Source organism: Primorskyibacter sedentarius (genome assembly GCF_004342065.1).
Lineage (GTDB): Bacteria > Pseudomonadota > Alphaproteobacteria > Rhodobacterales > Rhodobacteraceae > Primorskyibacter > Primorskyibacter sedentarius.
This window is the reverse complement of sequence record NZ_SLZU01000011.1, coordinates 38,727-64,289: the sequence shown is the minus strand read 5'-3', so window position 1 is coordinate 64,289 and position 25,563 is coordinate 38,727. Positions and strand designations below refer to the sequence as shown.

Below are 25,563 nucleotides of genomic sequence, written 5' to 3'. Positions count from 1 at the left end.
GCGTGAATCCGCCCAAACTCACGCGCGACGCCCGGAATTTTCCCGGGACTTGTGGTCGGATCGCGTTGGGGAGCGCGGCACATCCTTCTGCAATGCAAAGATGAAAGACTGGAAGGGGTGAATATGAAGGGGACCGTATTGCTTGGCGCGCTTGGCGTCGCCGGCCTGGCGGTCGGTGCCGCGGCGGCCGGGACGCTGGACGATGTCCAGGCGCGCGGCAAGCTGAACTGCGGCGTTTCCGAAGGAATGGTTGGATTTGCCGCTTCGGATGCCAATGATAACTGGAGCGGTTTTGACGTAGGCATCTGCCGCGCGGTCGCGGCTGCCGTTCTGGGCGACCCTTCTGCCGTGACATTCATCCCGACCTCGAACAAGATCCGGTTCACGGCGCTGGCCTCTGGTCAGATTGATGTGTTGGCGCGCAACACGACCTGGACGTTTTCGCGCGATGTGGACCAGCAATTCGATTTCGCGGGCATCAACTATTACGACGGGCAGGGGTTTCTGGTGCCCAAGGCGTTGGGCGTGTCCTCGGCCAAAGAGCTGAATGGCAGGACGCTTTGCGTGCAGGTCGGCACCACGACCGAGCTAAACGTGATGGATTATTTCCGCAAGAACAACATGGAATACACCACCGTTCCGATTGACACGGTGGCCGACGCGCAGACGCGCTATCTGGCGGGTGAATGCGAGATCTACAGCTCTGACGCGTCGCAGCTGGCCGCGATTCGGGCGACGTTTGAAAACCCCAAGGACCATGTTGTCCTGCCCGAGATCATCTCCAAGGAGCCGTTGGGCCCGCTGGTGCGCCATGGCGACAACCACTGGGGCGATATCGTTCGCTGGACGCTGAACGCGCTGATTGCGGCCGAAGAATATGGCGTCACCTCTGCCAATGTCGAGGAACTGTCGGCCGGAACCGACAGCCCCGAGATCAACCGCCTGCTGGGCGCCACCGGATCGCTGGGCGAGATGCTGGGGCTGAATGCCGACTGGGCAAAACAGGCGATCATGGCGGGCGGCAATTACGGCGAATTGTTCGAAAAGAATATCGGCCAGAACACCCCGGTGGGTCTGTCGCGCGGGCTGAACGCGCAATGGATCGATGGCGGGCTGCTTTATTCGCCGCCCTTCCGCTAGGCCGCGGGAGCACGATAAGCGATATTGAAAGCCGCCTCTGATCGCAGGGGCGGTTTTCGCATGTTTGGCGCGTGGGTTTGCGCATGGCGGTCGCCGGAGGACCGCTGTGTGCTTACTTCAGCAGCCCAGATGCCCCCATGGTCTGGCCAAATGGGGGCGCTGCGTGCCGGTCACGAATGCGTTGCCCGCTTTTACACGCGCTGATAGCATCGGACCCAGTGCAACGCCCCTTGGTTGCACATGAACCAGCCAAGCGAGGTGCTCATGGTCCGGTCTTCCCCTTTGCAGCTTCTTTCTGCCGCCATTCTGATCTTGCTGATGGTCGGATGTGCGCGCCCGCCAGAGCTGATCGGGGTGGACAACCCGCAATATCCGGCGGCCTCTCTGGAGCTGGACCGGCAGAAAGTGTTCATCGCCACGACCCGCCAGGCAACAGAGGTGACGGGCGCGTTTTTCACCGCGCAGCGCGCGCCAGAGCTGGGGCTGGCCTCTGTCGAGGTGACGATCCCGCCGGGCCATGTGCCCGGAAAGATCGAGCGGGCGCGGCAATTGCCGCCTGACCCGCGCCGGGAATTCAGCATTGTCGACCCCACCGTCTATGGCAGCGACGGCGCTTTCATCGCGGCGCTCAACAAGGCGCTGGCGGAAAAACCGCCCGGTCAGCGGTCGGTCATGTTCTTTGTCCACGGCTATAATACGAGTGCGAGCGACGGCATCCTGCGGCTGGCGCAATTCGTGCAGGATTCGAAATTCGAGGGCGTGCCGGTGCTGTTCACCTGGGCCTCTGCGGCGCGCACGCCGCGCTATGTCTATGACCTGAACAGCGCGCTTGTGGCCCGCGCCAAGCTCAAGGAAATCACCGAGATCCTGACGCGCACCAATGCCGAAGGGTTCGGCATTTTCGCCCATTCGATGGGGACCTTCCTGACGATGGAAGGCATGGTCGATGCGCAGCTGGCGGGCCGTCTGAAAAGCCATGACAAGCTGGAGCATATCGTGCTGGCCGCGCCGGATATCGACATAGATCTTTTCCGCACGCAGGTGGGCATGCTTCCGGTTTCGGTCCGCGAAAAGCTGTATGTTCTGGTGTCCAAGGATGATTTTGCGCTGCGGATTTCGCGGCGGATCGCGGGGGGCGTGCCGCGTGTGGGCGCCGCGGATACGGCGGCATTGGAACGGCTGGGCGTGACGGTGATCGACCTGTCCAAGATCCACGACCAAAGCTCCAGCAACCATACGAAATTCGCAGGCTCGCCGCAGGTGGTGCAGATCATCGGGCAGGGGCTAAACGCGAATACCCAGTTCAGCAAATCGCCCTCGCCTGCCCTGGGCCAGCTTCTGGCGGCCTCTCCGATACAGGTGTTCGGGAACTGACCGCGCGGGGCAGGGGGCGTTTGCGCGCCCCGGCCTGCGCAATTGCGACGCCAATGAAGCGGGGGGCGGGTCTTTGCCCGCGCGCGGTCTTGAATCCACGGCCTCTTGTGATAGCAGGATGGGCAATCACAGCCGGGGTGCCGCAATGGACGATCTGAAATCGAAATACCTGAACCTGATCGCCAATGCGGGCGATGAAAACGCGCTGGAGGAGATCCGCGTAACCGCCGTGGGCAAGAAGGGCGAAGTGGCGCTGAAGATGCGCGAGCTTGGCAAGATGACGCCCGAGGAACGCCAGGTTGCGGGCCCGGCACTGAATGCGCTGAAGGACGAGATCAACTCTGCCCTTGCGGCCAAGAAGGCCGCGTTGGGCGATGCGGCGCTGGATGAGCGTCTGCGCGGCGAATGGCTGGACGTGACGCTGCCCGCGCGGGGCCGCCGTCAGGGCACGATCCACCCGATCAGCCAGGTAACCGAAGAGGTCACGGCGATTTTGGCCGAGATGGGATTTTCGGTGGCCGAAGGTCCACAGATCGACACGGATTGGTATAATTTCGACGCGCTGAACATTCCCGGCCACCACCCCGCACGGGCCGAGATGGACACGTTCTACATGCATCGCGACGCGGGCGACAACCGCCCGCCGCATGTGCTGCGCACGCATACCTCGCCGGTGCAGATCCGGCATATGGAAAAGCACGGCGCGCCCTGCCGGATCATCGCGCCGGGCCGGGTATACCGCGCGGATTACGACCAGACGCACACGCCGATGTTCCATCAGGTCGAGGGGCTGGCGATCGACAGGGACATCTCGATGGCGAACCTGAAATGGGTGCTGGAAGAGTTCTTTTCGGCCTTCTTCGAGATCGAGGGCATCAAGACCCGTTTCCGCGCGTCGCATTTCCCGTTCACGGAACCGTCCGCCGAGGTCGATATCCAGTGTTCGTGGGAAGACGGTCAGCTGAAGATCGGGCAGGGTGACGGCTGGCTGGAGGTTCTGGGCTCGGGCATGGTTCACCCCAAGGTGCTGACAGCGGCGGGCGTTGATCCGGCCGAGTGGCAGGGCTTTGCCTTCGGCATGGGCATCGACCGGATCGCCATGCTGAAATACGGCATCCCCGACCTGCGCGCCTTTTTCGATTCCGACCTGCGCTGGCTGCGGCATTACGGGTTTGCGTCGCTTGACGTGCCGACCCTGCGGGGGGGGTTGAGTCGGTGAGACTGGACCATAAACTCATGCGTGATCTCATTTTTCAAATTGAGAACACAGACGATGGTCATGGAGTGACTTTTTATGATGCTGATCTAACCAATTTCCAACCAAAGCTTCAAGATGAAGCAGAGGGTCAACCACGCCTAACGCCAAAAATTTTGTTTCATCTCAAGGAAATGGACATGCGTGGGTGGATCAAGTTTACTCGGGCAGCCGGATCGTCCTCGGTCAAAATTCGGCCAAGTGGGCACGAAGCAGCAGAGTTTTTCCGAGAAAACACGTGGCTGAGGAGAGTGCTGAAGTACCTCGGGCATTGGACCGACCGACTGCTACAATCGGTTATTGTGCCAATTGTAGTCGCTGTACTGACGGTACTAATTCTAAATTACTTAGGGTTGAATGGTATTGCCGATAAGGAATGAATGACCATTCGGAAGGGTTCTAAACCAACTGAAAAGTAGCGCGACTAAAAAGTTACGGGCAGTTTTGCATACAAGAGACAATAAGCCTGCTATTTTGATGTTTTCGATAGCAATGGCGCGGAAATAAGCCCGTCGGCGCGGTGCGCGAATGTAGGTCTCGGAACTTCTGGGCGCTCCTGCTACGTTCATTTCCTGAACCCGTATGCGCAGAGTGAGGTTTGACCTATGCAACTGTTCCGCCATTCAAGTCGCACCCGGAATGAGGATACGCAGCGTGTTTATGCGGCCTATGAGTTGGCGCATACGCTGGTCGATTTTGCGGCGGCGATCTTTTTCACCGTAGGATCTGTCCTGTTCCTGTGGGACAGCATGCAGACGCCCGCGATCTGGCTTTTCATCATCGGGTCGCTTTGTTTTCTGGCCAAGCCCAGCCTGAAACTGGCGCGCGAGATCAAGCTGTGGCGCATGGGCAAGGTGGACAAGCTGGCCAACCGGATCGAGACCGAGTAGCGCCGGGGCCTTCCCCCTCTCGCGCCTTTGGGCTAAGGGTGCAGGCAAAGACAAACAAGCGGCGGCAGACCCATGAAATTCACGCTCTCCTGGCTGAAATCCCACCTCGACACCACTGCAACGGTGGATGAAATCGCCGAGGCGCTTACCGATCTCGGGCTGGAAGTGGAGGGGATCGAAAACCCTGCCGATGCTCTGAAAGGGTTTACGCTGGCCAAGGTCACCCATGCCGAGCAGCACCCCGATGCGGACCGGCTGCGCGTGTGCAATGTGGCCACGGATGAGGGCGACAAGCAGATCGTCTGCGGCGCGCCCAACGCTCGCGAAGGCATCACGGTTGTGCTGTGCAAGCCCGGCGATTACGTGCCCGGCCTCGATATCACGCTGAGCGTTGGAAATATTCGCGGGGTGGAAAGCCACGGGATGATGGCCTCGATGCGGGAATTGCAGCTGGGCGAGGATCACGACGGCATCATCGAGCTGCCCTCGGGCGAGGTGGGCGAGCTGTTCGTGGACTGGCTGGCGGCGCATGATCCGGCCAAGATCGACCCGGTGATCGAGATCGCGATCACGCCCAACCGGCCCGACGCGTTGGGCGTGCGCGGGATTGCGCGCGATCTGGCGGCCCGCGGTCTGGGCAAGCTGAAACAGCGCGATTGCGACGCGGTGGAGGGCAGCTTTGCCTCGCCCATCACCGTCACGATCGACGAAGATGCGCGTGAAGTGTGCCCTGTCTTTTTCGGGCGCGTGATCCGCGGCGTGAAGAACGGCCCCAGCCCCGACTGGTTGCAGCAGCAGCTGCGCGCCATCGGCCTGCGCCCGATCAGCTTTCTGGTCGATGTGACCAACTTCTTCACCTATGACCGCAACCGGCCGCTGCACGTGTTCGACGCCGACAAGGTCAAGGGCAACCTGCGGGTGCATCTGTCGGCGGGCGGCGAAGAGATGGTGGCGCTGGATGACAAGACCTACCGGCTGGAGCCGGGGATGGTCGTGATCTCGGATGACGAGGGCGTCGAGAGCCTTGGCGGGATCATGGGCGGCGCGCATACCGGTGTCACCGAAGAGACGGAGAACGTGTTCCTTGAGGCCGCCTATTTCGATCCGGTCCGCACCGCCTATACGGGGCGCGCGCTGAAGATCAACTCTGACGCGCGGTACCGGTTTGAACGCGGGATTGACCCGGAATGGACGCCCGAGGGCATCGAGCATGCAACGCGAATGATCCTGGATCATGCGGGCGGCGAGGCGTCAGAGGTTGTCGTGGCAGGCCACATGCCCAACCAGGCGCGCGCCTACAAGCTGGACCCCGCGCGGGTGCAGTCGCTGGTCGGGATGGAGATCCCCGAGAGCGAGCAGCGCCAGACCCTGACCGCGCTTGGCTTCCGGCTGGAGGGCAACATGGCGCATGTGCCAAGCTGGCGCCCCGATGTGATGGGCGAGGCGGATCTGGTCGAGGAAGTCGCCCGCATCGCCTCGCTGACCAAGCTGCAGGGCAAGCCCCTGCCGCGCGTGCCCGGCGTGCCAAAGCCGGTTCTGTCGCCGATGCAGAAACGCGAGCAGGCCGCGCGCCGGACGACCGCGGCGCTGGGGTATAATGAATGCGTGACCTACAGTTTCATCAATGCAAAGGCGGCAGCGCTGTTTGCGGGGGGTGATGACGGGTCCATGCTGGCCAACCCGATCAGTTCGGAAATGAGCCATATGCGCCCCGATCTTCTGCCGGGGCTGTTGCAGGCGGCGGCGCGCAATCAGGCGCGCGGGCAGGCCGACATGGCCCTGTTCGAGGTGGGTGCCGCGTTCAGCGGTGGCGAGCCGGGCGAACAGCATCTGATGGTCACAGGTCTGCTTGTCGGGCGGACCGGGCCCAAGGATGTGCATGGTGCCTCGCGCGCCGTTGATCTGTACGACGCCAAGGCCGATGCAGAGGCTGTCCTGGCCGCGATGGGGGCGCCTGCGAAGGTGCAGATCCTGCGCGGTGCGTCCGATTGGTGGCATCCGGGGCGGCATGGCAAGATCTGTCTGGGTCCGAAGAAGGTGCTGGGCATTTTCGGTGAATTGCATCCCAAGGTTCTGCGCGAGCTGGATGTCAAAGGGCCTGCGGTTGCCTTCACCCTGTGGCCTGCGGAAATTCCGCTGCCGCGCAAGCAGGTGACGACCCGCGCGGCGCTGGTGCTGAACGATCTGCAACCGGTGGAGCGTGACTTTGCCTTCGTGGTTGATGCAGAGGTCGATGCGCTGACGCTGATCAATGCCGCCGCTGGGGCCGACAAGGCGCTGATCGAGGATGTGCGTGTTTTCGACGAATTCATCGGCGGCAGCCTTGGGGAGGGCAAGAAATCCCTCGCCATCACCGTGCGCCTGCAACCGACGCAGGCGACGTTGAAGGAAAAGGACATCGAGGCGGTCAGCGCCAAGATCGTCGAGAAGGTGACCAAGGCCACGGGTGGCAGCCTGCGCGGCTGATATCTGCGGCGTTGAAAGGGGAAAGAGACGATGCTGAGAGTTTACCTGTCCGGAGAAATCCATACCAGCTGGCGCGAAGAGATCGTCGAGGCGTGCGAGGGGCTGGCGATTTCGTTCGATGCGCCGGTGACGGATCACGCGGCCTCGGATGATTGCGGCGTGGCGATCCTTGGGGCGGAGCCGGACAAGTTCTGGCACGACCGCAAGGGCGCGATGGTCAACGCGATCCGCACCCGCAAGGGGCTGGAAGAGGCCGATGTGGTCGTTGTGCGCTTTGGCGAGAAATACCGCCAGTGGAACGCGGCGTTTGATGCAGGCTATGCCGCAGCACTTGGGAAATCGCTGATCATCCTGCAGCAGCCGGATCACGATCACGCGCTGAAAGAGGTGGACGCAGCCGCACTTGCCGTGGCGCGTGACCCGGTGCAGGTGGCGCAGATCCTGCGCTATGTCCTGACGGGCACATTGCCGGGCTGAGCCTGCCCTTTGTGAAATAGCGCCCCGGTGTGGAATCGGGGCGCCACTTTTGGTGCAAAGCGGATGTGACAGGGCGTTGGCCCGGCACCGATGGCGCCGGACCGGGTTGACGATCAGTCGCGCGGCGGCGTCACAAGGCCCACCTGCACGGCCGGGCGGGCCATGAACCGGTCGAGATAGGCCTTCAGATGGGGGTGGTCATCCCAGGCCAGAAGCTCCGTCGTTCCGTAAAAGTCAGGCGCGCGCAGCCAGGGTGCGATCGCCATGTCGGCGATGGAATAGTCGCCCGCGACCCAATCGCGCCCGTCCGACATGTGTTTTTCAAACACGCCCATCAGGCGGCGGGCCTCGTCGACGAAGCGTTGCACCGGGTAGGGATCCTGAACCGATTTGCCGGGGCCGGAATAGAAATGCCCCAGCTGGCCGAACATCGGCCCCAGCCCGCCCATCTGCCACATCAGCCACTGGATGATCGTGGCGCGCTCTGCCCCGTTTCGGCCAATAAACTTGCCCGACTTGTCTGCAAGGTAGATCAGGATCGCGCCGCTTTCGAAAAGCGGCAGCGGCTGACCGTCCGGCCCGTTGGGATCAATGATCGCGGGGATCTTGTTGTTGGGGCTGACAGACAGGAATTCGGGGCTTCTGACATCTGCATCCGCCAGCGTGACCTTATGCGCCTCGTAAGGCAGGGCCATTTCCTCCAGCGCGGTGGAGACTTTCACGCCATTGGGGGTGGGGAAGGAATAAAGCTGGATGCGGTCGGGGTGTTGAGCGGGCCACCGCCGGGTGATGGGGAAATCGGAAAGGTCGGCCATAGGATTCTTTCGGTTTTTTCATTCGAGTCGGAACGTAACTTTTTTTCCCCGTATTCAAAGGCCCAGTTCTGTGCGAATGCACCGGCACTATGTTTTTTTACGCACGTAAGATGTGCGGGTAGCCGTCTGGAGGGACAGGAATGGTACAAGAATTTAAGGACTTCATCGCCAAAGGCAATGTCATGGACATGGCCGTCGGTATCATCATCGGTGCAGCCTTCACCGCGATCGTCGCATCGCTGGTCGGCGACCTGATCAACCCGATCATCGGTCTGTTCATGGGTGGTGTCGATTTCACCAACCAATACGCCGTTCTGTCGGGTGACGTTCCCGCCGGTGCAAGCCTCGAAGCCGCCCGCGAAACCGGCGCTTCGGTCTTTGCCTATGGTTCGTTCATCATGGCAATCATCAACTTCCTGATCATCGCATGGGTCGTCTTCATGCTGGTCAAGATGGTGAACAAGGCCAAGAAGGCCGAAGAAGAAGCCCCTGCGGAAGATCCGGGCCCGTCCGAGCTGGACATCCTGAAAGAGATCCGCGATTCGCTTCAGAAATCCGCCTGATCTGACAAGAGTGTAGCCAGTACCGGCCCGTCGCATCCGCGGCGGGCCTTTTTTGTTGCGCGTCGCGAAGTAATTGAAAATGCGAAACATTCTCAATTTCTCTGCGATGCTTGCCGTACCGGCTTGCACAGGCTATCAGGCGGCAAGCAAGCGCCGGGGGTGAATTCGTGACAAAGACGATGAAGATCGCCTGGGGCAGCCTGTTCGTGGGGTTCCTCGTGCTGGGCATCAAGGCGCTGGCCTGGTGGATGACCGGATCTGTCGCGCTGTATTCCGACGCGATGGAAAGCATTGTGAACGTGGCCACGGCCATTGCCGCGCTGGTGGCGATCCGCGTGGCGGCCCAGCCTGCCGATGCCACCCACCCTTACGGGCATCACAAGGCCGAGTATTTCAGCGCCGTTCTGGAAGGCGTGATGATCGTGATCGCGGCGCTGCTGATCCTGCACGAGGCGTGGCAGGGCTTTGCCAATCCGCGCCCGCTTGACGCGCCGCTATCGGGTGTGGGCGTGAACCTTTTTGCCAGCGTTATCAACGGGGTCTGGTGCTGGGTTCTGCTGCGCACCGCGCGGCTGGAACGATCGCCCGCGCTGGCGGCGGACGGGCGGCATCTGCTGTCGGATGTGATCAGCTCTGTCGGGGTGACGTTCGGGGTTCTTATCGCGATTCTGACAGGCTTGCCCTGGCTTGACCCGCTGATGGCGGCGCTGGTGGCGCTGAACATCCTGTGGTCGGGGTGGCATGTCATCAAGGCGTCGCTGAGCGGTTTGCTGGACGAGAGCCTGCCCGAAAACATCCTGACAGAGCTGCGCGAGGTGATCTCGGCGCAGGCGGCGGGCGCGGTGGAGGCGCATGACCTGCGCACGCGTCAGGCGGGGTCGGCGACGTTCATCGAGTTTCATCTGGTGGTGGATGGCGCCATGTCGGTCGACGATGCGCATGTCATCTGCGACCGGATCGAGGCGGGCTTGCTGGAGCGTGTGCCCGATTGCCTTGTCACCATCCATGTGGAACCGGCGCATAAGGCCAAGCATAACGGCATCGTCGTGCTGTAGCCTGCGCCCGCGACGGGCGGGCACAGGCGGGAAACCCGGTCAGCCCGTCTGTTTCAGCATCAGCTGCGGCGAGGTCACATCGATCCCAAGCGCCTTGCCCACGGCGTAATAGGTCAGCTTGCCCGCATGGACGTTGAGCCCGTTCAGAAGGTGCGGATCATCCTCGCAGGCCTGCCGCCAGCCCTTGTCGGCAAGGGCCAGCATGAAGGGCATGGTGGCGTTGCCAAGCGCGATGGTCGAGGTGCGCGCAACGGCACCCGGCATGTTGGCCACGCAATAGTGGATGATGCCGTCAACGTCATAGATCGGGTCCTGATGGGTGGTCGCCTTCGACGTCTCGAAACAGCCACCCTGATCAATGGCCACGTCAACCAGCACCGAGCCGGGCTGCATCAGGGAAAGCTGCTCGCGCGAGATCAGCTTGGGGGCGGCCGCACCGGGGATCAGCACCGCGCCGATCACCATATCCGCCGTTGGCAGAAGGGTCGCCAGCGAGTGCTGGTCGGAATATTGCGTGGTCAGCCGGCCCATGAACACATCATCCAGATAGGACAGGCGCGGAATGGACCGGTCCAGCACGGTGACATTGGCGCCCATGCCGGCCGCGACGCGGGCCGCAGCCGTGCCGACAACGCCGCCGCCCACGATGACCACATTGGCGGGGCGCACGCCGGGGACGCCGCCCATCAGCACGCCGCTGCCGCCATTGGCCTTTTGCAACGCCCAGGCGCCGCTTTGCGGGGCCAGACGGCCGGCGACCTCGGACATCGGCGCCAGCAGCGGCAGGCCGCCACGGGCATCGGTGACGGTTTCATAGGCGATACAGGTCGCGCCAGAGGCCAGCAGATCCTTTGTCTGTTCAGGATCGGGGGCAAGGTGCAGATAGGTGAACAGCACCTGGCCTTCGCGCAGCATCTTGCGTTCGGCGCTTTGCGGCTCTTTCACCTTCACGATCATGTCGGCTGCGGCAAAGACCTCTTCGGCGGTGCCTGCGAGGCGCGCGCCTGCGGCGGTGTAATCATCGTCGGTGAACCCCGCGCCCATGCCCGCCCCGGCCTGTATCAGCACCTCGTGGCCGTGCTGGACGGCCTCGTGCGCGGCATTGGGCGTCATCCCGACGCGAAATTCCTGGGGTTTGATTTCAGTGGGGCAGCCGAGCTTCACGCCAAGTCCTCCTTCTGGTGTGTGGGGCAAGTATCGCGCAGCCTGGGCGCAATTGCATTGAGAATTGGCCCGGCTTATGGTGGCGTCTTCGAATAATCTTCGATGAAACTGCCACCTGACGAAAGAAACCGCGAATAATGACACTGGATGAGACGGATCTGCGGATCCTCAGGGTATTGCAGCGCAAGGGCCGGATATCAAATGCGGACCTGTCCGAAAAGGTGAACCTGTCGGCCTCTGCCTGCCACAGGCGCGTGCAACGGCTGGAAAGCGAGGGCATCATCCGCAATTTCGTGGCGCTGCTGGATCCGCGAAAGCTGAGCCTGCCGACAACGGTGTTCGTGGAAATCACGTTGCAAAGCCAGTCGGATGATATTCTTGACGGGTTCGAAAAGGCGGTCAGCAGAATCCCGGATGTGCTGGAATGTCACCTGATGGCGGGGTCGGCGGATTACGTGCTGAAGGTCGTGGCCGAAGATACCGATGATTTCGCCCGCATCCACCGTCAGCATCTTGCGCGCTTGCCGGGCGTGGCGCAGATGCAATCGTCCTTTGCACTTCGCACGGTGTTCAAGACGACGGCGCTGCCGATCTGACGCTGCGATCGGGGGGGCGGAAAAAGACAAACCCCCGGGCAGGAGCCGCGGGGGTCGTCAATTCATATCGTGTCGAAAAAGCTCTGCTTAGAGCATGCCTTCACGCTGTGCTTTCTTACGTGCCAGTTTACGGGCACGACGGATCGCTTCAGCCTTCTCGCGCGCTTTTTTCTCGGACGGTTTCTCGAAATGTTGCTTGAGCTTCATTTCGCGGAATACGCCTTCACGCTGCAGCTTTTTCTTCAGGGCACGAAGCGCCTGATCGACATTGTTGTCGCGAACACTAACCTGCATGTGGTTTTCACCACCTTTCTAGTTCGAGTTGCAAGGATTTGCAGGAAGCCGGTCTATAGCAAGGCACCCACTGCTTGTCCAGTGTCTTCCCCCTTGGCACCGACGGCGTCGGGACTGTACCACAGATGGTTGGCGGGGTTCACGAAGATGCCCATCGAGAGCAGGGCGAATATGCACTCATAGACCTCCCAGCGGCGGCTTTCGCCCAGCAGGGGAATGATGAGGGTGACGGCCAAAGCATAAAGAGCGTGATGGCGTCCCGGCACGGGCACGGACAGGGTCGAGGCCAGCCGTTTCACCCAGGCAAAGCGGCGCCACATCAGCGGCAGCACCACGAGGTAAGTCAAGATGACGATTGACAAAATCGGGCCGAACAGGCTTTCGTCCAGCTTCACCCCGCCGACGACAAGGTTGTGTATGGTGAATTCGCCCTGATCGTTGTTTTCAGCAAAAAATTTAGGCGTTTCAAAGCCCAGAAGCCTTTGCCCCCAACTGATTTCCTCGCCGCCCGCCCAGATATAGACAGCCCCGTAAAGCACGCCCAGAGCTACCGCGTGTACTGCCCATTCGCCGCGCTTTGCCAGCGTCCGGACGATCAGCATTGCACCGGCAGAGAAAAGGACCAATGCGGTCAGGTTTTCGACCGGCGAATCCTCGCGGCCGAAAAATGTGCTGAAGGCATCATGTGAAATGGCCGCGGCAACAAAGGCCGCAGCGAGGACAAGACCCCCCGCCAAGAGGCAGAGCCGGTCGAAAGACGATTGTGACATGGGCGCGCGCCTCATCGGGAGATACGGAAGGTCGTCATGTAGGTGTTACAAATGATTCTGGAAGGCTTTGGTAATCGCTTTTTCGTGTTCTGGTGGAATTGTGGCGAAATGCGCGACGTTTCGCTGGTTGGTCGCGCGAAAAGACTGCCCTATGTTGATAAAGACAGCTTCATTCATCGAGGTTCGACATGACCGATCCGAAAACAGAGACGGCACCGGCGGAAAAACTGCTGGAGGCGGCGCTGAACCACGTGCCGTTCGATGGCTGGACGGAGCCGACCTACCGCGCGGCGGTGGCTGATTCGGGCATTGATCCGGCCGTGGCGCGCGGGTTGTATCCGCGCGGGGCTGTCGACATGGCGCTGGCCTATCACCGGCAGGGCGATGCAGAAATGGTGCGCAGGTTGGAACAGGCGGACCTTTCGGCGATGCGGTTCCGCGACCGGATTGCGACCGCTGTACGGCTGCGGCTTGAGGCGGTGGAGGATCGCGAGGCTGTGCGCCGGGGCACCACGCTTTTTTCCCTGCCCATATATGCTGCCGACGGGGCCAAGGCGATCTGGGGCACGGCGGATCTGATCTGGACCACGCTGGGCGACAGCTCTGACGATGTGAACTGGTACACGAAGCGCGCGACGCTGTCGGGGGTTTATGGCTCTGTCGTGCTGTTCTGGCTGGGCGACGATTCGCCGGGCCATCAGGCGACATGGGATTTTCTGGATCGCCGGATTGATGACGTGATGCAGATCGAAAAGATCAAGGCGCAGCTGCGTGACAACAAGCTGCTGAGCGGTCTTCTGGCCGGGCCGAACTGGCTGCTGGGCCAGATCAAGGCGCCGGACCGGGCGCCCGACCCCGACCTGCCAGGCCATTGGGCGCCGCCGCGCCGACCCTGAGGCCCCGGCGCGGCGTGCATGCGTCCGGAACTTGCCGCAGGGCGCAGAACCGCTAGGGTGCGCGGAACCGATTTCCACGAAGGGGCCAGATACAGATGACAGCGACGATGCGGGCAGTCGAGATTTCGCAACCCGGCGGGCCGGAGGTGCTGAAGATGGTCGAGCGCCCGGTCCCGGAGGCCGGGCAGGGCCAGGTTGTGATCAAGGTCGCCTATGCCGGGGTGAACCGGCCCGATGCGCTGCAACGTGCCGGGGCCTATGCGCCGCCGCCCGGCGCCAGCGATCTGCCCGGTCTGGAAGCCGCCGGAGAGGTCGTGGCCACTGGCCCCGGCGTGGACTGGCCCGGCGTTGGCGACAAGGTTTGCGCCCTTCTGCCCGGCGGCGGCTATGCGGAATTCGTGGCCACCCCGGCGGCGCATTGCCTGCCCGTGCCCGAAGGGATGGGGCTGGATCAGGCCGCCTGCCTGCCAGAGACGTTCTTTACCGTCTGGTCCAACGTGTTCATGCGTGGCGGGCTGAAGGCCGGTGAACGGTTCCTGATCCATGGCGGGTCCAGCGGGATCGGGACGACCGCGATCCAACTGGCGCGGCATTTCGGTGCCCGCGTCTTTGCCACTGCCGGATCGACGGACAAATGTGCCGCGTGCATTGATCTTGGGGCAGAGCGCGCGATCAATTACCGCGACGAGGATTTCGTGGAGATTTTGCGCGCAGAGGGCGGCGCCAACCTGATCCTCGACATGGTTGGGGGCAGCTATATTCCGCGCAATATCAAGGCTCTGGCCGATGACGGGCGATTGGTGCAAATCGCCTTTCTGGGCGGGCCGAAGGTAGAGCTGAACTTTGCTCAGGTGATGATGCGCAGGCTGACGATCACCGGATCGACCCTGCGGCCGCAATCGGACCTTGCCAAGGCGGGCATCGCGGAGGCGCTGCGCGAACAGGTCTGGCCGCTGCTGGATGCGGGACGGATCGCCCCCGTGATGGATTCCAAATTCCCGCTTGCGGACGCGTCAGACGCCCATGCGCGGATGGAAGGCAGCACCCATATCGGCAAGATCGTCCTGAAAGTCGCCTGAACACCCACCGGATGATGCGCGGCGCGTCCGCGCATTATTCCCGGGCCTGCGGGGGTTATTTGTGCAGCTTGGGGCTGGCCGCGTAAAGCGCGCGCGACAACCTGATCCAGTAGCGCAGCTTGATATCGCCACGATGGACCATGTCGGGGTTGGGTTTGGGCCAGACGATGCTCAGGTCATGCCCCGTCTTGCGGATGTCGTCTTCGAATTTCCGGTTCAGCGGGTCGAAGGTGCGAATGAGCTGCTTCTTTTCCTCTTCGGTATAGACGGTGGTCTTCGCGTCTTTGCCGAATTCCTGTTCCAGCACCCTGCGCGCAATCGCCAGCAATGGCGCCCCGGCAGAGGCGTTCTCGGCGATCTGCGCAGAAGCCCATGCCGCCAGCGGGTCCTGCGAGACATTGCTGTTGCCCGTGCCCAACGGCTTCAAATCCGGAGTTAAACCCGGAAAACCGGCGAGATCGAGTATCTGTCCGATAATTCCGTCGGGCCGTTTCACGGCTTCATCGAAGATAAAGAACCGGATCTCCTCTGGCGCAAAGCCACGCTGCAAATGAGCGTAGAGATTGTTGAAATCCATGAACAGCCCGGTCGCCACGTGCTGCTTCACGGCCCGGTCGAAAAGTCGGCTCCACGGCACTGCGACGGTCGTCTTGGCAACTTGAAGGTAGATGGATTGCAGGAATGAAATTTGGTTGCGAATGCAGCAAACAACTTGAAACTCATCAAATCCGGAACAGATGTCGCGGATGTCGGCGAGATTTACACGTTGCCGTGGATCGCCGCGCGAGAATTCTTCGGTCGAGAGCAATACCGTCTTGTCGCTGCGAGCATAGTCGCGCGCCAGAGCCTTCCACGCACCGACTGAGCCTTCGGCGTAGTGATACTGCGACGGTAGCGTTATCCAATCGGCCACTAGACCGTGGTGGCCGCTTACGCGTCCCAATTTGGGATAGATGAGCCGTTCCTGCGCGAGCTTTGCTCGGTTGAGCGCAAGAAGGTCCTGAATCGTTGTCGTGGCGGTCTTGTGGGTGCCGACATGCAGGATCAGCTTGGACATTCGGGCCTCATTAAAACACCAGGTCGGAGGAGAATTCGGATGCCAATTAGCACCCCGCGCGGTTTTGTACCAGCGCCCTAGCGCACCGGATCGAACAGGGCGTCTGGCATGCGGCAGTCGCGGACGGTGTCGGCGCCGCAGGGCACCGGGTCGAGGTTCCGGGAGAGGCAGATCCGGACCTCCTGAATGCGGGCGCTCTTGCAGGTGACGGTGACCATGTCGGGCTCAAATTCCGGGTTGGCCTTCAGGAACGCCTCTTCCACGAGGCTGGCGGGCAGTTTGACCGGCTTGTCGAGCTTGCGGAACACGGCGGGGCGGGTGATGCGCCCATAAGCCTCACGCGACAGGGCATAGTAGTCTTCCGGCGACAGGCCCGAACAGCTGCCGTGTTTCTTCCACTGGTGCCAGGCCAGGCCGCTGGTGCCCATGATATCGGCCATCTCTTCGGTCTGCCTGCGCGAGGGGGGGCGTGCGGCGGTGTTGCAATAGGACGGCCAGCCGCGGTGAAATTGCGGCCAGAGCCCGTGCAAGACCCATCCGTGATCTTCGCTGGCGTCGCATTGCGGCGAATTGCGCGCATCGCCTTCAAGGGCGCACCAAGTGGGCGACCAGCTGAGAGACATGACGTAATAGTCGAATTCGCCCGGGGTTTCGCCCTCGGCCTGCGCCAGTCCGGCGATGAAAAACAGCAACAGGGCACACAGGCGCATTTTCTCTTTCCTCTTTCGTTCGCCGCCACTATATAGGCCCGAAGTTCCCCGACAATGGTAACCGGTCCGGAAATCGGATCAGCCTCTAGGCAGGCAACGGGGAAGATTTGTAAGGAGATACCTGATGGCCAAATTGCTGCACCCGAAGGCGACCGCGGTCTGGCTGGTGGACAACACCACGCTGACCTTCAAACAGATTGCCGATTTCACCGGCATGCACGAGCTTGAGGTTCAGGGCATTGCCGACGGGGACGTGGCTGCCGGCGTGAAGGGTTTTGATCCGGTTGCGAACAACCAGCTGACCCAGGACGACATCGACAAGGCCGAGAAAGACCCGATGGCCCGGCTGAAGCTGAAGTTCAACCCGGCCGCCCGTGACGAGGAAAAACGCCGCGGACCGCGCTATACACCGCTGTCGAAGCGCCAGGACCGTCCGGCCTCGATCCTGTGGCTGGTGAAATTCCATCCCGAACTGTCGGATGGCCAGATTTCCAAGCTGGTGGGCACGACCAAGCCGACAATCCAGGCAATTCGCGAACGGACCCACTGGAACATCTCGAACATTCAGCCGATCGACCCGGTTGCGCTGGGTCTGTGCAAGCAGTCCGAGCTTGACGCGGCCGTTCAGAAAGCCGCGGCCAAGAAGCACGCCGAAGGTGCGGCGATGTCGGATGACGAGCGTCGCAAGCTGCTGTCCACAGAGCAAAGCCTCGACATGCCCGCAGAGCCGCGGATTCCGACCGCCATCGAGGGGCTGGAAACCTTCAGCCTGTCCGACCCGCGCGGCGAGGATGAGGACGAGGAAGACCAGCGCGATTCCCGCGAGTATCTGGACGCCGACAGCTTCTTCAACCTGCCCGAAGGCGGCGATGAGGAAGAGCAGCCGTAAGGCGGTTCAGGACCGAGAAATTCAATGGCCCGCAAGTCAATGCTTGCGGGCCATTGTCGTTTCGGCGTGTCGGGTGCGTCTTAATCCGGGCGAGGGCGCGAGGCGTGAATGTGCCGTAAGCTGCTGATTTGGCAACGGCATCAGGGACGAGCGGGCAGCCTTTCGCGCGGCCCGGCGGGCCTTGCCAGACAGAGGGGCCGCTGGTCGGCTGGGATCAGATGGGTTTGCGCGCGTTGAGGGCGGCAGAGATCGTGCCATCGTCAAGATAGTCCAACTCTCCGCCGATGGGCACGCCCTGCGCCAGAGAGGTCAGGGTGACGCGGTGTTCCAGCTGGTCGGCGATGTAATGCGCGGTGGTCTGCCCGTCGACAGTCGCATTCAGGGCGAGGATGATTTCGGTGACATCCTCATCGTCGATCCGGTCCGCGAGGCGGGGAATGCGCAGGTCTTCGGGCCCCACCGCATCCAGCGCCGACAGGGTGCCGCCCAGCACGTGATAGCGCCCCTTGAAGACGCCAGAGCGTTCCATCGCCCAAAGATCGGCCACATCCTCGACCACGCAGATCTGGCCGTTTGCGCGCTTGTTGGAGGTGCAGATATCGCACAGGTCCGCCGTGCCGATATTGCCGCAGTTCACGCATTCCCGGGCTGAGGAGGCGACGTTCTGCATCTGGTCGGCGAGCGGTGTCATCAATAGCGCGCGTTTGCGGATCAGGTGCAGCACCGCACGGCGGGCCGAGCGCGGGCCAAGGCCCGGCAGCTTTGCCATCAGGTCGATCAATGCGTCGATGTCGCGGGTGCTGGACAAGCGGTTTCTCCGATGGGGCGGCGCGGCGATATGCGCGCCGCCGAAAGGTGGATCAGAAGGGCAGCTTCATATCCTTGGGCAGGCCCATGCCTTCGGTCAGTTTGCCCATTTCGTCCTGTGCCTTCTGGGCGGCCTTGGCCTGAGCGTCCTTGATCGCGGCAAGGATCAGGTCCTCGACCACTTCCTTTTCGTCGGGGTTGAAGATCGACGGATCGATGTCCAGCGCCCGCAGGTCACCCTTGGCAGAGCAGGTCGCCTTGACGAGGCCCGCACCGGATTCGCCCGTGACGGTGATATTCTGCATGTCTTCCTGAAGCTGGGCCATCTTGCCCTGCATTTCCTGCGCTTTTTTCATCATCCCGGCCATATCGCCGAGGTTTCCGAGGCCTTTGAACATGTGGTGTCTCCGACTTAGCTGGGCCGCTGTCTGCGCGGCAGGAGGTTAAGGATCATTGCCATACATATTGCAGCGACAGCCGCGATGAACAAGGCAGGCGAGGCGATACAGCCTTCTTTTAGCGCGAGGGCATGGATGCCGGTCGGGTCGGTGGGGCCATCAGTCAGTATGATCGTGGCAAGGCCCAACCAGAGGATGATGATAATCATGCTGCCCCAAAGGCTGCGGAACAGAAGGCAGAGGACAGTCAGCACCAGAAGGATGATCGACGGTGTGATCGAGAAAAGGTACACCGCTTCTGTCCAGGCAGTTGCCTGTGTACCGGGCACCCATCCTGGGCGCTCCTTGTCGCAGACCTCTGCCAGCGCGGGAGTGGGCAGGACAGCCGCTGCAACGGTCAGCCGTCTTCGAACGGGTCCCATTCGTCCTCAACCTCTGGCAGCGCCTCGGCTGTGGCTTCGGCGGCAATGTCTTCGGGCGTACGGATCGTGGTGATCCGGGCCTTGGGGAAAGCGGCGACGACGGCTTGCCACATTGGGTGTTCCATCGCTTTGGCCTTGAGTGCCAAAGCGGCGGCATCGCGCCTTTCGGCGACGGTTTCGGTGGTGGCATCATTGACCACAGTCACTGCCCAGCGATTGCCGGTCCAGCGTTGCAGGGCGCTGCCCAGCGTTTGCGCAAGATTGGCGGGGGCGTTCGGCGTCGGGGTGAACTCGATCCGGCCGGGTTGATAGGCGGCAAGGCGCAGGCCGGTTTCGACCTCGACCAGAAGCTTGACGTCGCGATTGGCGCGGATGAGGTCCAGCACATGCTCGAACGTGGGAAACCGGGCCAGCGCCTGATCTTGAGCGATGGCCTGAACCGGTGCGCCGCCATGGGCCGTCACGCCGGACGAGGGAGGGGCGGCGTGAGATTGCGGCGCCACGCCATGCGTATGAGACGCGGGTGCCCCACCTGCCGGAGCCGCGCGCCCGCCGGGGCCGCCGGTTGGGGCGGGTGGGGGCGGTGTGTCCTGCAGCTTGCGCAGCAGGTCTTCGGGCGAGGGCAGCTCTGCCACATGGGTCAGGCGGATGATTGCCATCTCGGCGGCCATCATCGCGTTGGGGGCGCTGGCAACCTCGTCCAGCGCCTTCAGCAGCATCTGCCACATCCGGGTCATCGCCCGCATCGGCAGCGCCTCGGCCATCTGCATGCCGCGGGTGCGTTCGTCGGGAGAGATCGTAGGGTCTTCGGCGGCCTCTGGCGTGATCTTGACGACGGAAATCCAATGCGTGATCTCGGCCAGGTCGCGCAGCACCGACATCGGGTCGGCGCCATCGGCATATTGCCCGCTGAGTTCCGTCAGGGCGCCGGCCGCGTCACCCTTCATGATCATGTCGTAGAGGTCCAGCACACGGCCCCGATCGGCCAGCCCCAGCATGGCGCGTACCTGATCGGCTGTCGTCTCGCCCGCGCCGTGGCTGATGGCCTGATCCAGCAGCGAGGTCGCATCGCGGGCCGAGCCTTCGGCGGCGCGGGTGATCAGGGCCAGCGCCTCGTCGGTGATCTCTGCGCCTTCGGAGGTCGCGATCTTGCGCAGCAATGCGATCTGCGTCTCGGGCTCGATCCGGCGCAGGTCAAAGCGTTGACAGCGCGACAGGACAGTGACGGGCACCTTGCGGATCTCGGTCGTGGCGAAGATGAATTTGACGTGCTCTGGCGGTTCTTCCAGCGTTTTCAGCAGCGCGTTGAACGCGCCGGTGGACAGCATGTGAACCTCGTCGATGATGTAGACCTTGTAGCGCGCAGAGGCCGCCCGGTAATGCACGCTGTCGATGATCTCGCGGATATTTGCGACGCCGGTATTCGAGGCCGCATCCATTTCCATCACATCGACATGGCGGCCTTCCATGATGGCCACGCAATGTTCGCAGGTGCCGCACGGTTCGGTCGTCGGGCCGCCATTGCCGTCCGGCCCGACGCAGTTCATGCCCTTGGCGATGATCCGTGCCGTGGTCGTTTTGCCCGTGCCGCGAATGCCCGTCATGATGAAGGCCTGCGCGATGCGGTCGGCCTTGAACGCGTTCTTCAGCGTGCGCACCATGGCGTCTTGTCCGACGAGATCGGCAAAGGTTTCTGGCCGGTATTTCCGGGCAAGTACCTGGTAGGCGGGGGAATCGGTCATGCGGTCCTTGCTGGGCTAGGGGCGGTGTCGGGGCAGAGCGTACAAATACCCCGGCCAAAGGTCCAGCGGCGGGGCGTGGTGCTGCGCCACGCATCGCGCGATTGCGCGCCTGCCTTTGCGGGGAGTCCCCCTGGGTCGTGGAAAGCCGAGATCGGCATCCCCTGACGATATAAGACGACCGGCTTTCGGTTTTCCCGGGCCGGTGCGGCGAACCCTTGGCCAGATCGAGAGGACCCGATGACCCTGTCCATCGACAGCCTGCGCCGTGCCTTTGAGGCCGGTAAATTATCCGCCTATGAACGCCAGAAGGCTCATCCCAGTGCGGGGGTGAGGAGGAGATAGCGGCTTTTCTGTCCGAAGGGGCGCGCCGGTATCCCGGTCAGGTGGTCTGACGCTGTCCGCTTTGGGTGTCTGACGTGGCGGCATTGGGGAACCCTGTGCTGTTTCGCGGCATTTCCCCTTCGACATAAGAGAAGCGCGTATATGATAAGCGGCACTGTGATGCGTAAGGACGGGTGAGATATGCGACTGAGAGGGGTGCGGACGAGCCGCAATGTGGAGGACCGCCGGCGCTCTGGCGCGAAGGGGGCCGGGATCGGCGGTGTTGGCCTGCTGGTCGTGCTTGCCGTAGGCTATTTCGCCGGGATCGATGTCACACCCTTGCTGCAAGGGGCCGGAACGCAATCCGGCGCCCCGCTTGAGCTGAGCGCGCAGGAAGAAGCGGCGGGCACCTTTGCCGCGCAGGTTCTGGGCACGACAGAGCAGGTCTGGAGCGAGGTCTATCCCGCCCAGATCGGTGAACAATATGACCCGCCCGTGATGGTGCTGTATTCCGGGGTGACGCAATCGCCCTGCGGGTCGGCCTCTGGTGCGACGGGACCGTTCTACTGCCCGGCAGATCAGAAGGCCTATCTGGACACCGAATTCTTTTCGACCCTGTCAGAGCAGCTTGGCGCGGGCGGCGATTTTGCAGCCGCTTATGTGATCGCCCATGAGGTTGCGCATCACATTCAGAACGAGCTGGGCATCCTTGGGCAGGTCGATCAGGCGCGCAGGCAGTCGAGCGAGGCGCAGGCCAACGCGCTGACCGTTCGTCTGGAATTGCAGGCCGATTGCCTGTCCGGTGTCTGGGCGCGGTCGGTCAACGGATTGCTGGAACCCGGCGATCTTGAAGAGGCGCTGAACGCGGCCCGCAAGATCGGCGACGACTACCTGCAACGCCGCGCTGGCAAGGTGCCGCAACCACATACGTTCACCCACGGCACCAGCGAGCAGCGCTCGCGGTGGTTCGCGCGCGGCTATCAAAGCGGGCGAATGGGTGATTGCGACACGTTCAACGCCCAGCAACTGTAGGGTAAGTGCGTCAGGGCCAACGGAGTTCGGCAGGACCGCTGCCGAACCCTTGAAGCAGGTGGGTCACCCCTGCTGAGGGTGGACCTTACAGAGCTTGATCCAGAGAGGCCCGAACAGCCGGGTCTTTCCGGGCCTCAGGGGTGGGACATCTTTTACCAAAGCGCGCCGCCTGAGTATCGCTGTGCAGTGACCGGCCCGTGCCGTGCGCTGGCTCGCGCGGCTGCCTGTGCGAGGGACCCTCCTTGGACGCGTCACCCTGCCTTTGCGAGGGGGGTGTGTGGTCTGGCCGCGTTTGAGACCCTCGCAGTATCACTTCGGATAGGGCGGGTTGCGATGCGGATAGCCCGGCAAGCCGGATGCGTCGTTGAGCCGATCGCGGGCTTCTGTTCAGTTGTGGCGGTACAGAAGGTCCGAGGTAAGAGTGATGGCACGCAAGACGATTGTAGCGGGTGGCAATGGCGCAGGCCGGGGCAAGAACAAGGGCGCAGAGGTCGTTGAACCCGATCCGGTGACGGAGGTTCCGGCACCCGAACCCGCTGGCGCAGTGCCCAGCAGCCTGACCATCGATGGCCAGAGCTATGTCCTGACGTTCAATGATGAATTCAACGGCAGCACGGCCGCTTACTGGACAGGGCATGGCAAGGGCGGCGTCTGGGCGACCTCTTATTCGCCGCATCTGGAAAACAGCCGGACCAATGCGGCCAATGGCGAATTGCAATACTATGTCGATCCCGACATGGCGGGGTTGCCCGACCCGTTCACTGTCGCGGATGGCACGATGACGATCCACGCTGCGGCGCTGGGCAGCGAGCAGAGCGCGCTGGCGGACGGGCTGACTTACGGGTCGGGTATGCTGTCGACGGAAATGAGCTTTGCCACCAATGGCGGCTATATCGAAATCTCCGCCGATATCCCGGATCAAACCGGGTTGTGGAGCGCCTTCTGGATGATGCCTGCCGATGGGGACTGGTCCTCGGAGATCGACATATTCGAGTATCTTGGCGGGACTGGCGATACGCTGCACACCAACCTGTGGGATCAGGGCGCGCCCGATGCCATGCAGATTGACGGCAGCGGCGCAGGCGCGGGTTTCCACAGCTATGGCCTGTATTGGGATGAGACGGTAATCCGCTGGACGCTTGACGGGGTCACGATCCGCGAAAGCGCCAATACCGTTCAGGAAGATATGTACCTGATCCTCAACCTTGCCGTGGGCGGATGGGCCAGTGACCCGGATGCGAGCACGGATCTCACCGACGGGTTCTATGTCGACTATATCCGGGTTTACGAGCTGGAAAGTGCGGCGGATCGCAACCCCGCGATCGAGGATGGCGGATTTGTCGGGGCCGACCTGCATGCAGGCACAGCGGGCGACGACGTGGTCAACGGGTCATCCTGGGGCGATATCGTGGACGGGGCTGCAGGGCAGGACACGCTTTACGGCGATGCCGGGACCGACACGCTGGCCGGGGGCGCTGGGGATGATTTCGTTTACGGGCAGGCAGGCGACGATGTTCTGTCCGGCGGGTCCGGCAATGACGAGCTGGTCGGCGGGCAGGGCGCTGACGTGCTGCGCGGCGGCGCCGGAACCGATCACCTTTGGGGTGGCAGCTATGGCGCGGACGAAAGCAGCGACGCCTTTGTCTTCGATACCGGGTGCGGGACAGATTACGTGCATGACTTCGAGGCTGGCCGTGACCAGATCGACCTGACGGGCTTTGGCCCTGACTGGTCGGCGATCTGGCAAAGCGTGAGCGATCTGGGATGGGCGGCGCATATCGATCTGGCGGCCCTCGGCGGAGAAGCCGACGATCAGGTCTATCTGCTGGGAAGCACCATTGCAGAGCTGAGTGCGGCGGATTTCGGCTTTGACCTGCTTGCCTGACATGGCGTTTCGCCGGGCTGAATCCCAACCCAAGGTGCGTGCCGAAAGAAGCGCAGGCAAGACCGCTATCGCCCACCAAATCCCGATTGGCAGTTCGCCTGCGGGCGCGGCACCACAGGAAGGTACCAGAAAGTGACGCCATATTCTGCAGCAGTTGCAGGAAAGCCGCCCCGGAGCACCAGAAAGGGTTGATCGGGGCGCGCATAGAGGCAACTCTGAGATGCAGGCGCGCCCACCCGAACCGTTCAGGTTAAAACCGAAAGGAAGAGACATTGCCGTTTCAGTTCACAGGGTATTTCGGAGCGGACACAGGTCTGACACCGTCCGAGCTTAACAATATCGCCGCGGGCTCCTGGACGGTTCCGGCAGGTGGGCCAAGCTCTCTTACCGTTTCTGATGGGTCCGATCCCACCGTGCTTGCTGGCGATGGCGGAAGCGACAGCCCGGTCGACCCCACGCAGCTGGTTACTGCCGGCACGACAAACACCGGGAACTTCATCAACTATGAAGGTGTGGTGCAGTTCAACGGGAGTGACGGAAACACCTATACGGCCATTGTTTTTGATTATGACGAGGACGGCAGCGGCGGGATCAGCAACAACAACAGTGCCGGGACAAATTCCAATGGCGTCTACGAGGAAGGCTTCTTCATCGCTTTCGTCCCGGACGGCTTTGACGTCAATAACCTGACGCTTTATTCGGTGGGCGGGACCGGCACCCTTCCTGCAAGTGCTTTGCCGCCCCCGGGCACCACCCTGACCAAGATCCCGGGAGAGTTGGTAAACAACGCGGGGCTGACCAACATCGTGTTGTGCTTCGGCTCTGGCACGTTGATCGAGACACCCGCCGGGCCCGTCGCGGTCGAGGATCTGAAGGCAGGCGATCTTGTCTCGACGCTGGAACATGGAGCCCAGCCATTGCGCTGGAGAGGCAAGGCGCAGCTGACCGGTCGGCATCTGGCCCTGAAGCCCCATCTGCGGCCAATCCGCATCCTGAAGGGCGCGCTTGGTCCGAATTCCCCGTCCAATGACCTGACCCTCTCGCCTCAGCACAGGGTCGTCGTGTCCTCCCGGATCGCGCAGCGCGTGGCAGGGTCGCCGGACGTTCTGGTCGCGGCAAACAAGCTTACGTCGCTGCCGGGGGTTTTCGTTGACGAAAGCGAAACGGGCGTGGAATACCACCACCTTCTGTTTGACAGGCATGAGCTTGTTCATGCGGCAGGCGCGATCACCGAGAGCCTGTTTCTTGGCCCCGAGGCCAGAAAAGCGCTGTCACCGGCAGCCTGGGTTGAGATATCGGCGCTGTTTCCAGAGCTGACAGAGGCGTCGCCCGTTCAGGCGCCCGCCCGGCCAATGCCCTGTGGGAAGGTCCAGAAAAAGATCATCTCGCGCCATCTGAAAAACGGCAAACCTGTGCAGCCAAGCTGCACAGTTTAGGGATCGCCGGGGCGACAGGCGCGAGCCGGA

27 protein-coding genes are annotated in these 25,563 nt (G+C 62.3%); 17 read left to right on the top strand and 10 right to left on the bottom strand.

What is annotated here, in order from left to right:
* The first annotated feature begins 123 nt into the window (after positions 1 to 123).
* The 7 genes from EDD52_RS14860 to EDD52_RS14830 all read left to right on the top strand — a co-directional run bounded on the left by EDD52_RS14860 (position 124) and on the right by EDD52_RS14830 (position 7,602).
* Entirely contained in the window at positions 124 to 1,140 is a 1,017-nt protein-coding gene (locus EDD52_RS14860; protein ID WP_132246343.1) for an amino acid ABC transporter substrate-binding protein, read from the top strand.
* A gap of 264 nt (positions 1,141 to 1,404) precedes the next feature.
* On the top strand, positions 1,405 to 2,514 hold the full coding sequence (locus tag EDD52_RS14855; RefSeq protein ID WP_132246341.1) for an alpha/beta hydrolase: 1,110 nt from the start codon (positions 1,405 to 1,407) through the stop codon (positions 2,512 to 2,514).
* Between the two features lie 145 nt (positions 2,515 to 2,659).
* Entirely contained in the window at positions 2,660 to 3,733 is a 1,074-nt protein-coding gene (gene pheS, locus EDD52_RS14850; protein ID WP_132246339.1) for a phenylalanine--tRNA ligase subunit alpha, read from the top strand.
* Between the two features lie 17 nt (positions 3,734 to 3,750).
* Positions 3,751 to 4,149 (top strand): hypothetical protein, encoded by a 399-nt coding sequence (locus tag EDD52_RS14845; RefSeq protein WP_132246337.1) that lies wholly within the window; start codon positions 3,751 to 3,753, stop codon positions 4,147 to 4,149.
* Positions 4,150 to 4,374: 225 nt separating this feature from the next.
* Complete coding sequence (locus EDD52_RS14840) at positions 4,375 to 4,659, top strand: YrhK family protein (protein WP_132246335.1); 285 nt, start codon at positions 4,375 to 4,377, stop codon at positions 4,657 to 4,659.
* Positions 4,660 to 4,731: 72 nt separating this feature from the next.
* The gene (gene pheT / locus EDD52_RS14835) at positions 4,732 to 7,125 is read left to right on the top strand and encodes a phenylalanine--tRNA ligase subunit beta (protein WP_132246333.1); all 2,394 of its coding nucleotides are present in this window, start codon (positions 4,732 to 4,734) and stop codon (positions 7,123 to 7,125) included.
* Positions 7,126 to 7,155: 30 nt separating this feature from the next.
* Entirely contained in the window at positions 7,156 to 7,602 is a 447-nt protein-coding gene (locus tag EDD52_RS14830) for a YtoQ family protein (protein WP_132246331.1), read from the top strand.
* Positions 7,603 to 7,715: 113 nt separating this feature from the next.
* Here the strand turns inward: EDD52_RS14830 and EDD52_RS14825 are convergent, their stop codons facing one another.
* Positions 7,716 to 8,417 carry a glutathione binding-like protein gene (locus EDD52_RS14825; protein ID WP_132246329.1) on the bottom strand — a complete coding sequence of 234 codons (702 nt, stop codon included), beginning with the start codon at positions 8,415 to 8,417 and terminating at the stop codon, positions 7,716 to 7,718.
* Positions 8,418 to 8,557: 140 nt separating this feature from the next.
* Between EDD52_RS14825 and mscL the strand changes: the two genes are divergently transcribed.
* The gene (mscL, locus tag EDD52_RS14820) at positions 8,558 to 8,980 is read left to right on the top strand and encodes a large conductance mechanosensitive channel protein MscL (RefSeq protein WP_132246327.1); all 423 of its coding nucleotides are present in this window, start codon (positions 8,558 to 8,560) and stop codon (positions 8,978 to 8,980) included.
* A gap of 179 nt (positions 8,981 to 9,159) precedes the next feature.
* Positions 9,160 to 10,035 (top strand): cation diffusion facilitator family transporter, encoded by an 876-nt coding sequence (locus tag EDD52_RS14815; protein WP_424449919.1) that lies wholly within the window; start codon positions 9,160 to 9,162, stop codon positions 10,033 to 10,035.
* A gap of 39 nt (positions 10,036 to 10,074) precedes the next feature.
* Here the strand turns inward: EDD52_RS14815 and ald are convergent, their stop codons facing one another.
* The gene (gene ald / locus EDD52_RS14810) at positions 10,075 to 11,199 is read right to left on the bottom strand and encodes an alanine dehydrogenase (RefSeq protein WP_132246323.1); all 1,125 of its coding nucleotides are present in this window, start codon (positions 11,197 to 11,199) and stop codon (positions 10,075 to 10,077) included.
* Between the two features lie 137 nt (positions 11,200 to 11,336).
* On the opposite strand from ald, the gene EDD52_RS14805 reads away from it, so the two are divergent.
* Entirely contained in the window at positions 11,337 to 11,795 is a 459-nt protein-coding gene (locus EDD52_RS14805) for an Lrp/AsnC family transcriptional regulator (RefSeq protein ID WP_132246321.1), read from the top strand.
* A gap of 87 nt (positions 11,796 to 11,882) precedes the next feature.
* Here the strand turns inward: EDD52_RS14805 and rpsU are convergent, their stop codons facing one another.
* On the bottom strand, positions 11,883 to 12,089 hold the full coding sequence (gene rpsU / locus EDD52_RS14800) for a 30S ribosomal protein S21 (protein ID WP_008207378.1): 207 nt from the start codon (positions 12,087 to 12,089) through the stop codon (positions 11,883 to 11,885).
* A gap of 53 nt (positions 12,090 to 12,142) precedes the next feature.
* Positions 12,143 to 12,859, bottom strand: a complete 717-nt coding sequence (locus EDD52_RS14795) for a hypothetical protein (protein WP_132246319.1) — start codon at positions 12,857 to 12,859, stop codon at positions 12,143 to 12,145.
* A gap of 51 nt (positions 12,860 to 12,910) precedes the next feature.
* On the opposite strand from EDD52_RS14795, the gene EDD52_RS23860 reads away from it, so the two are divergent.
* The 3 genes from EDD52_RS23860 to EDD52_RS14785 all read left to right on the top strand — a co-directional run bounded on the left by EDD52_RS23860 (position 12,911) and on the right by EDD52_RS14785 (position 14,834).
* Positions 12,911 to 13,051, top strand: a complete 141-nt coding sequence (locus EDD52_RS23860; protein WP_207906035.1) for a hypothetical protein — start codon at positions 12,911 to 12,913, stop codon at positions 13,049 to 13,051.
* Entirely contained in the window at positions 13,048 to 13,755 is a 708-nt protein-coding gene (locus EDD52_RS14790; protein ID WP_132246317.1) for a COQ9 family protein, read from the top strand. The genes EDD52_RS23860 and EDD52_RS14790 overlap by 4 nt, the downstream gene beginning before the upstream one ends.
* Positions 13,756 to 13,850: 95 nt before the next feature.
* A complete protein-coding gene (locus tag EDD52_RS14785; RefSeq protein ID WP_132246315.1) occupies positions 13,851 to 14,834 on the top strand; it encodes an NAD(P)H-quinone oxidoreductase in 984 nt (327 codons plus the stop codon).
* Between the two features lie 55 nt (positions 14,835 to 14,889).
* On the opposite strand, the gene EDD52_RS14780 is transcribed toward EDD52_RS14785, so the two are convergent.
* Both EDD52_RS14780 and EDD52_RS14775 read right to left on the bottom strand, forming a co-directional pair.
* Positions 14,890 to 15,891 carry a hypothetical protein gene (locus EDD52_RS14780; protein WP_132246313.1) on the bottom strand — a complete coding sequence of 334 codons (1,002 nt, stop codon included), beginning with the start codon at positions 15,889 to 15,891 and terminating at the stop codon, positions 14,890 to 14,892.
* Between the two features lie 77 nt (positions 15,892 to 15,968).
* Positions 15,969 to 16,601 carry a ribonuclease T2 family protein gene (locus tag EDD52_RS14775; RefSeq protein WP_132246311.1) on the bottom strand — a complete coding sequence of 211 codons (633 nt, stop codon included), beginning with the start codon at positions 16,599 to 16,601 and terminating at the stop codon, positions 15,969 to 15,971.
* Between the two features lie 124 nt (positions 16,602 to 16,725).
* Between EDD52_RS14775 and EDD52_RS14770 the strand changes: the two genes are divergently transcribed.
* Positions 16,726 to 17,490: a DUF1013 domain-containing protein gene (locus EDD52_RS14770; RefSeq protein ID WP_132246309.1), complete on the top strand. Its 765-nt coding sequence runs from the start codon at positions 16,726 to 16,728 to the stop codon at positions 17,488 to 17,490.
* 214 nt (positions 17,491 to 17,704) lie between these two features.
* On the opposite strand, the gene recR is transcribed toward EDD52_RS14770, so the two are convergent.
* From recR to EDD52_RS14750, 4 genes are read right to left on the bottom strand one after another with little or no spacing between them, the layout of a single operon-like run.
* The gene (gene recR, locus EDD52_RS14765) at positions 17,705 to 18,298 is read right to left on the bottom strand and encodes a recombination mediator RecR (RefSeq protein ID WP_132246307.1); all 594 of its coding nucleotides are present in this window, start codon (positions 18,296 to 18,298) and stop codon (positions 17,705 to 17,707) included.
* A gap of 52 nt (positions 18,299 to 18,350) precedes the next feature.
* Positions 18,351 to 18,695, bottom strand: coding sequence for a YbaB/EbfC family nucleoid-associated protein (locus EDD52_RS14760; protein WP_132246305.1), 345 nt, complete (start codon positions 18,693 to 18,695; stop codon positions 18,351 to 18,353).
* 14 nt (positions 18,696 to 18,709) lie between these two features.
* On the bottom strand, positions 18,710 to 19,117 hold the full coding sequence (locus EDD52_RS14755) for a hypothetical protein (RefSeq protein ID WP_132246303.1): 408 nt from the start codon (positions 19,115 to 19,117) through the stop codon (positions 18,710 to 18,712).
* On the bottom strand, positions 19,093 to 20,859 hold the full coding sequence (locus EDD52_RS14750; RefSeq protein ID WP_132246301.1) for a DNA polymerase III subunit gamma/tau: 1,767 nt from the start codon (positions 20,857 to 20,859) through the stop codon (positions 19,093 to 19,095). Before EDD52_RS14750 ends, EDD52_RS14755 begins: the two co-directional genes overlap by 25 nt.
* Before the next feature lie 522 nt (positions 20,860 to 21,381).
* Between EDD52_RS14750 and ypfJ the strand changes: the two genes are divergently transcribed.
* The 3 genes from ypfJ to EDD52_RS24035 all read left to right on the top strand — a co-directional run bounded on the left by ypfJ (position 21,382) and on the right by EDD52_RS24035 (position 25,533).
* Positions 21,382 to 22,212, top strand: a complete 831-nt coding sequence (gene ypfJ / locus EDD52_RS14745; protein ID WP_132246299.1) for a KPN_02809 family neutral zinc metallopeptidase — start codon at positions 21,382 to 21,384, stop codon at positions 22,210 to 22,212.
* A 424-nt stretch (positions 22,213 to 22,636) separates the two neighbouring features.
* A complete protein-coding gene (locus EDD52_RS14740) occupies positions 22,637 to 24,097 on the top strand; it encodes a family 16 glycosylhydrolase (protein ID WP_132246297.1) in 1,461 nt (486 codons plus the stop codon).
* Positions 24,098 to 24,369: 272 nt separating this feature from the next.
* Positions 24,370 to 25,533: a Hint domain-containing protein gene (locus EDD52_RS24035; RefSeq protein ID WP_132246295.1), complete on the top strand. Its 1,164-nt coding sequence runs from the start codon at positions 24,370 to 24,372 to the stop codon at positions 25,531 to 25,533.
* Positions 25,534 to 25,563: the final 30 nt, after the last annotated feature.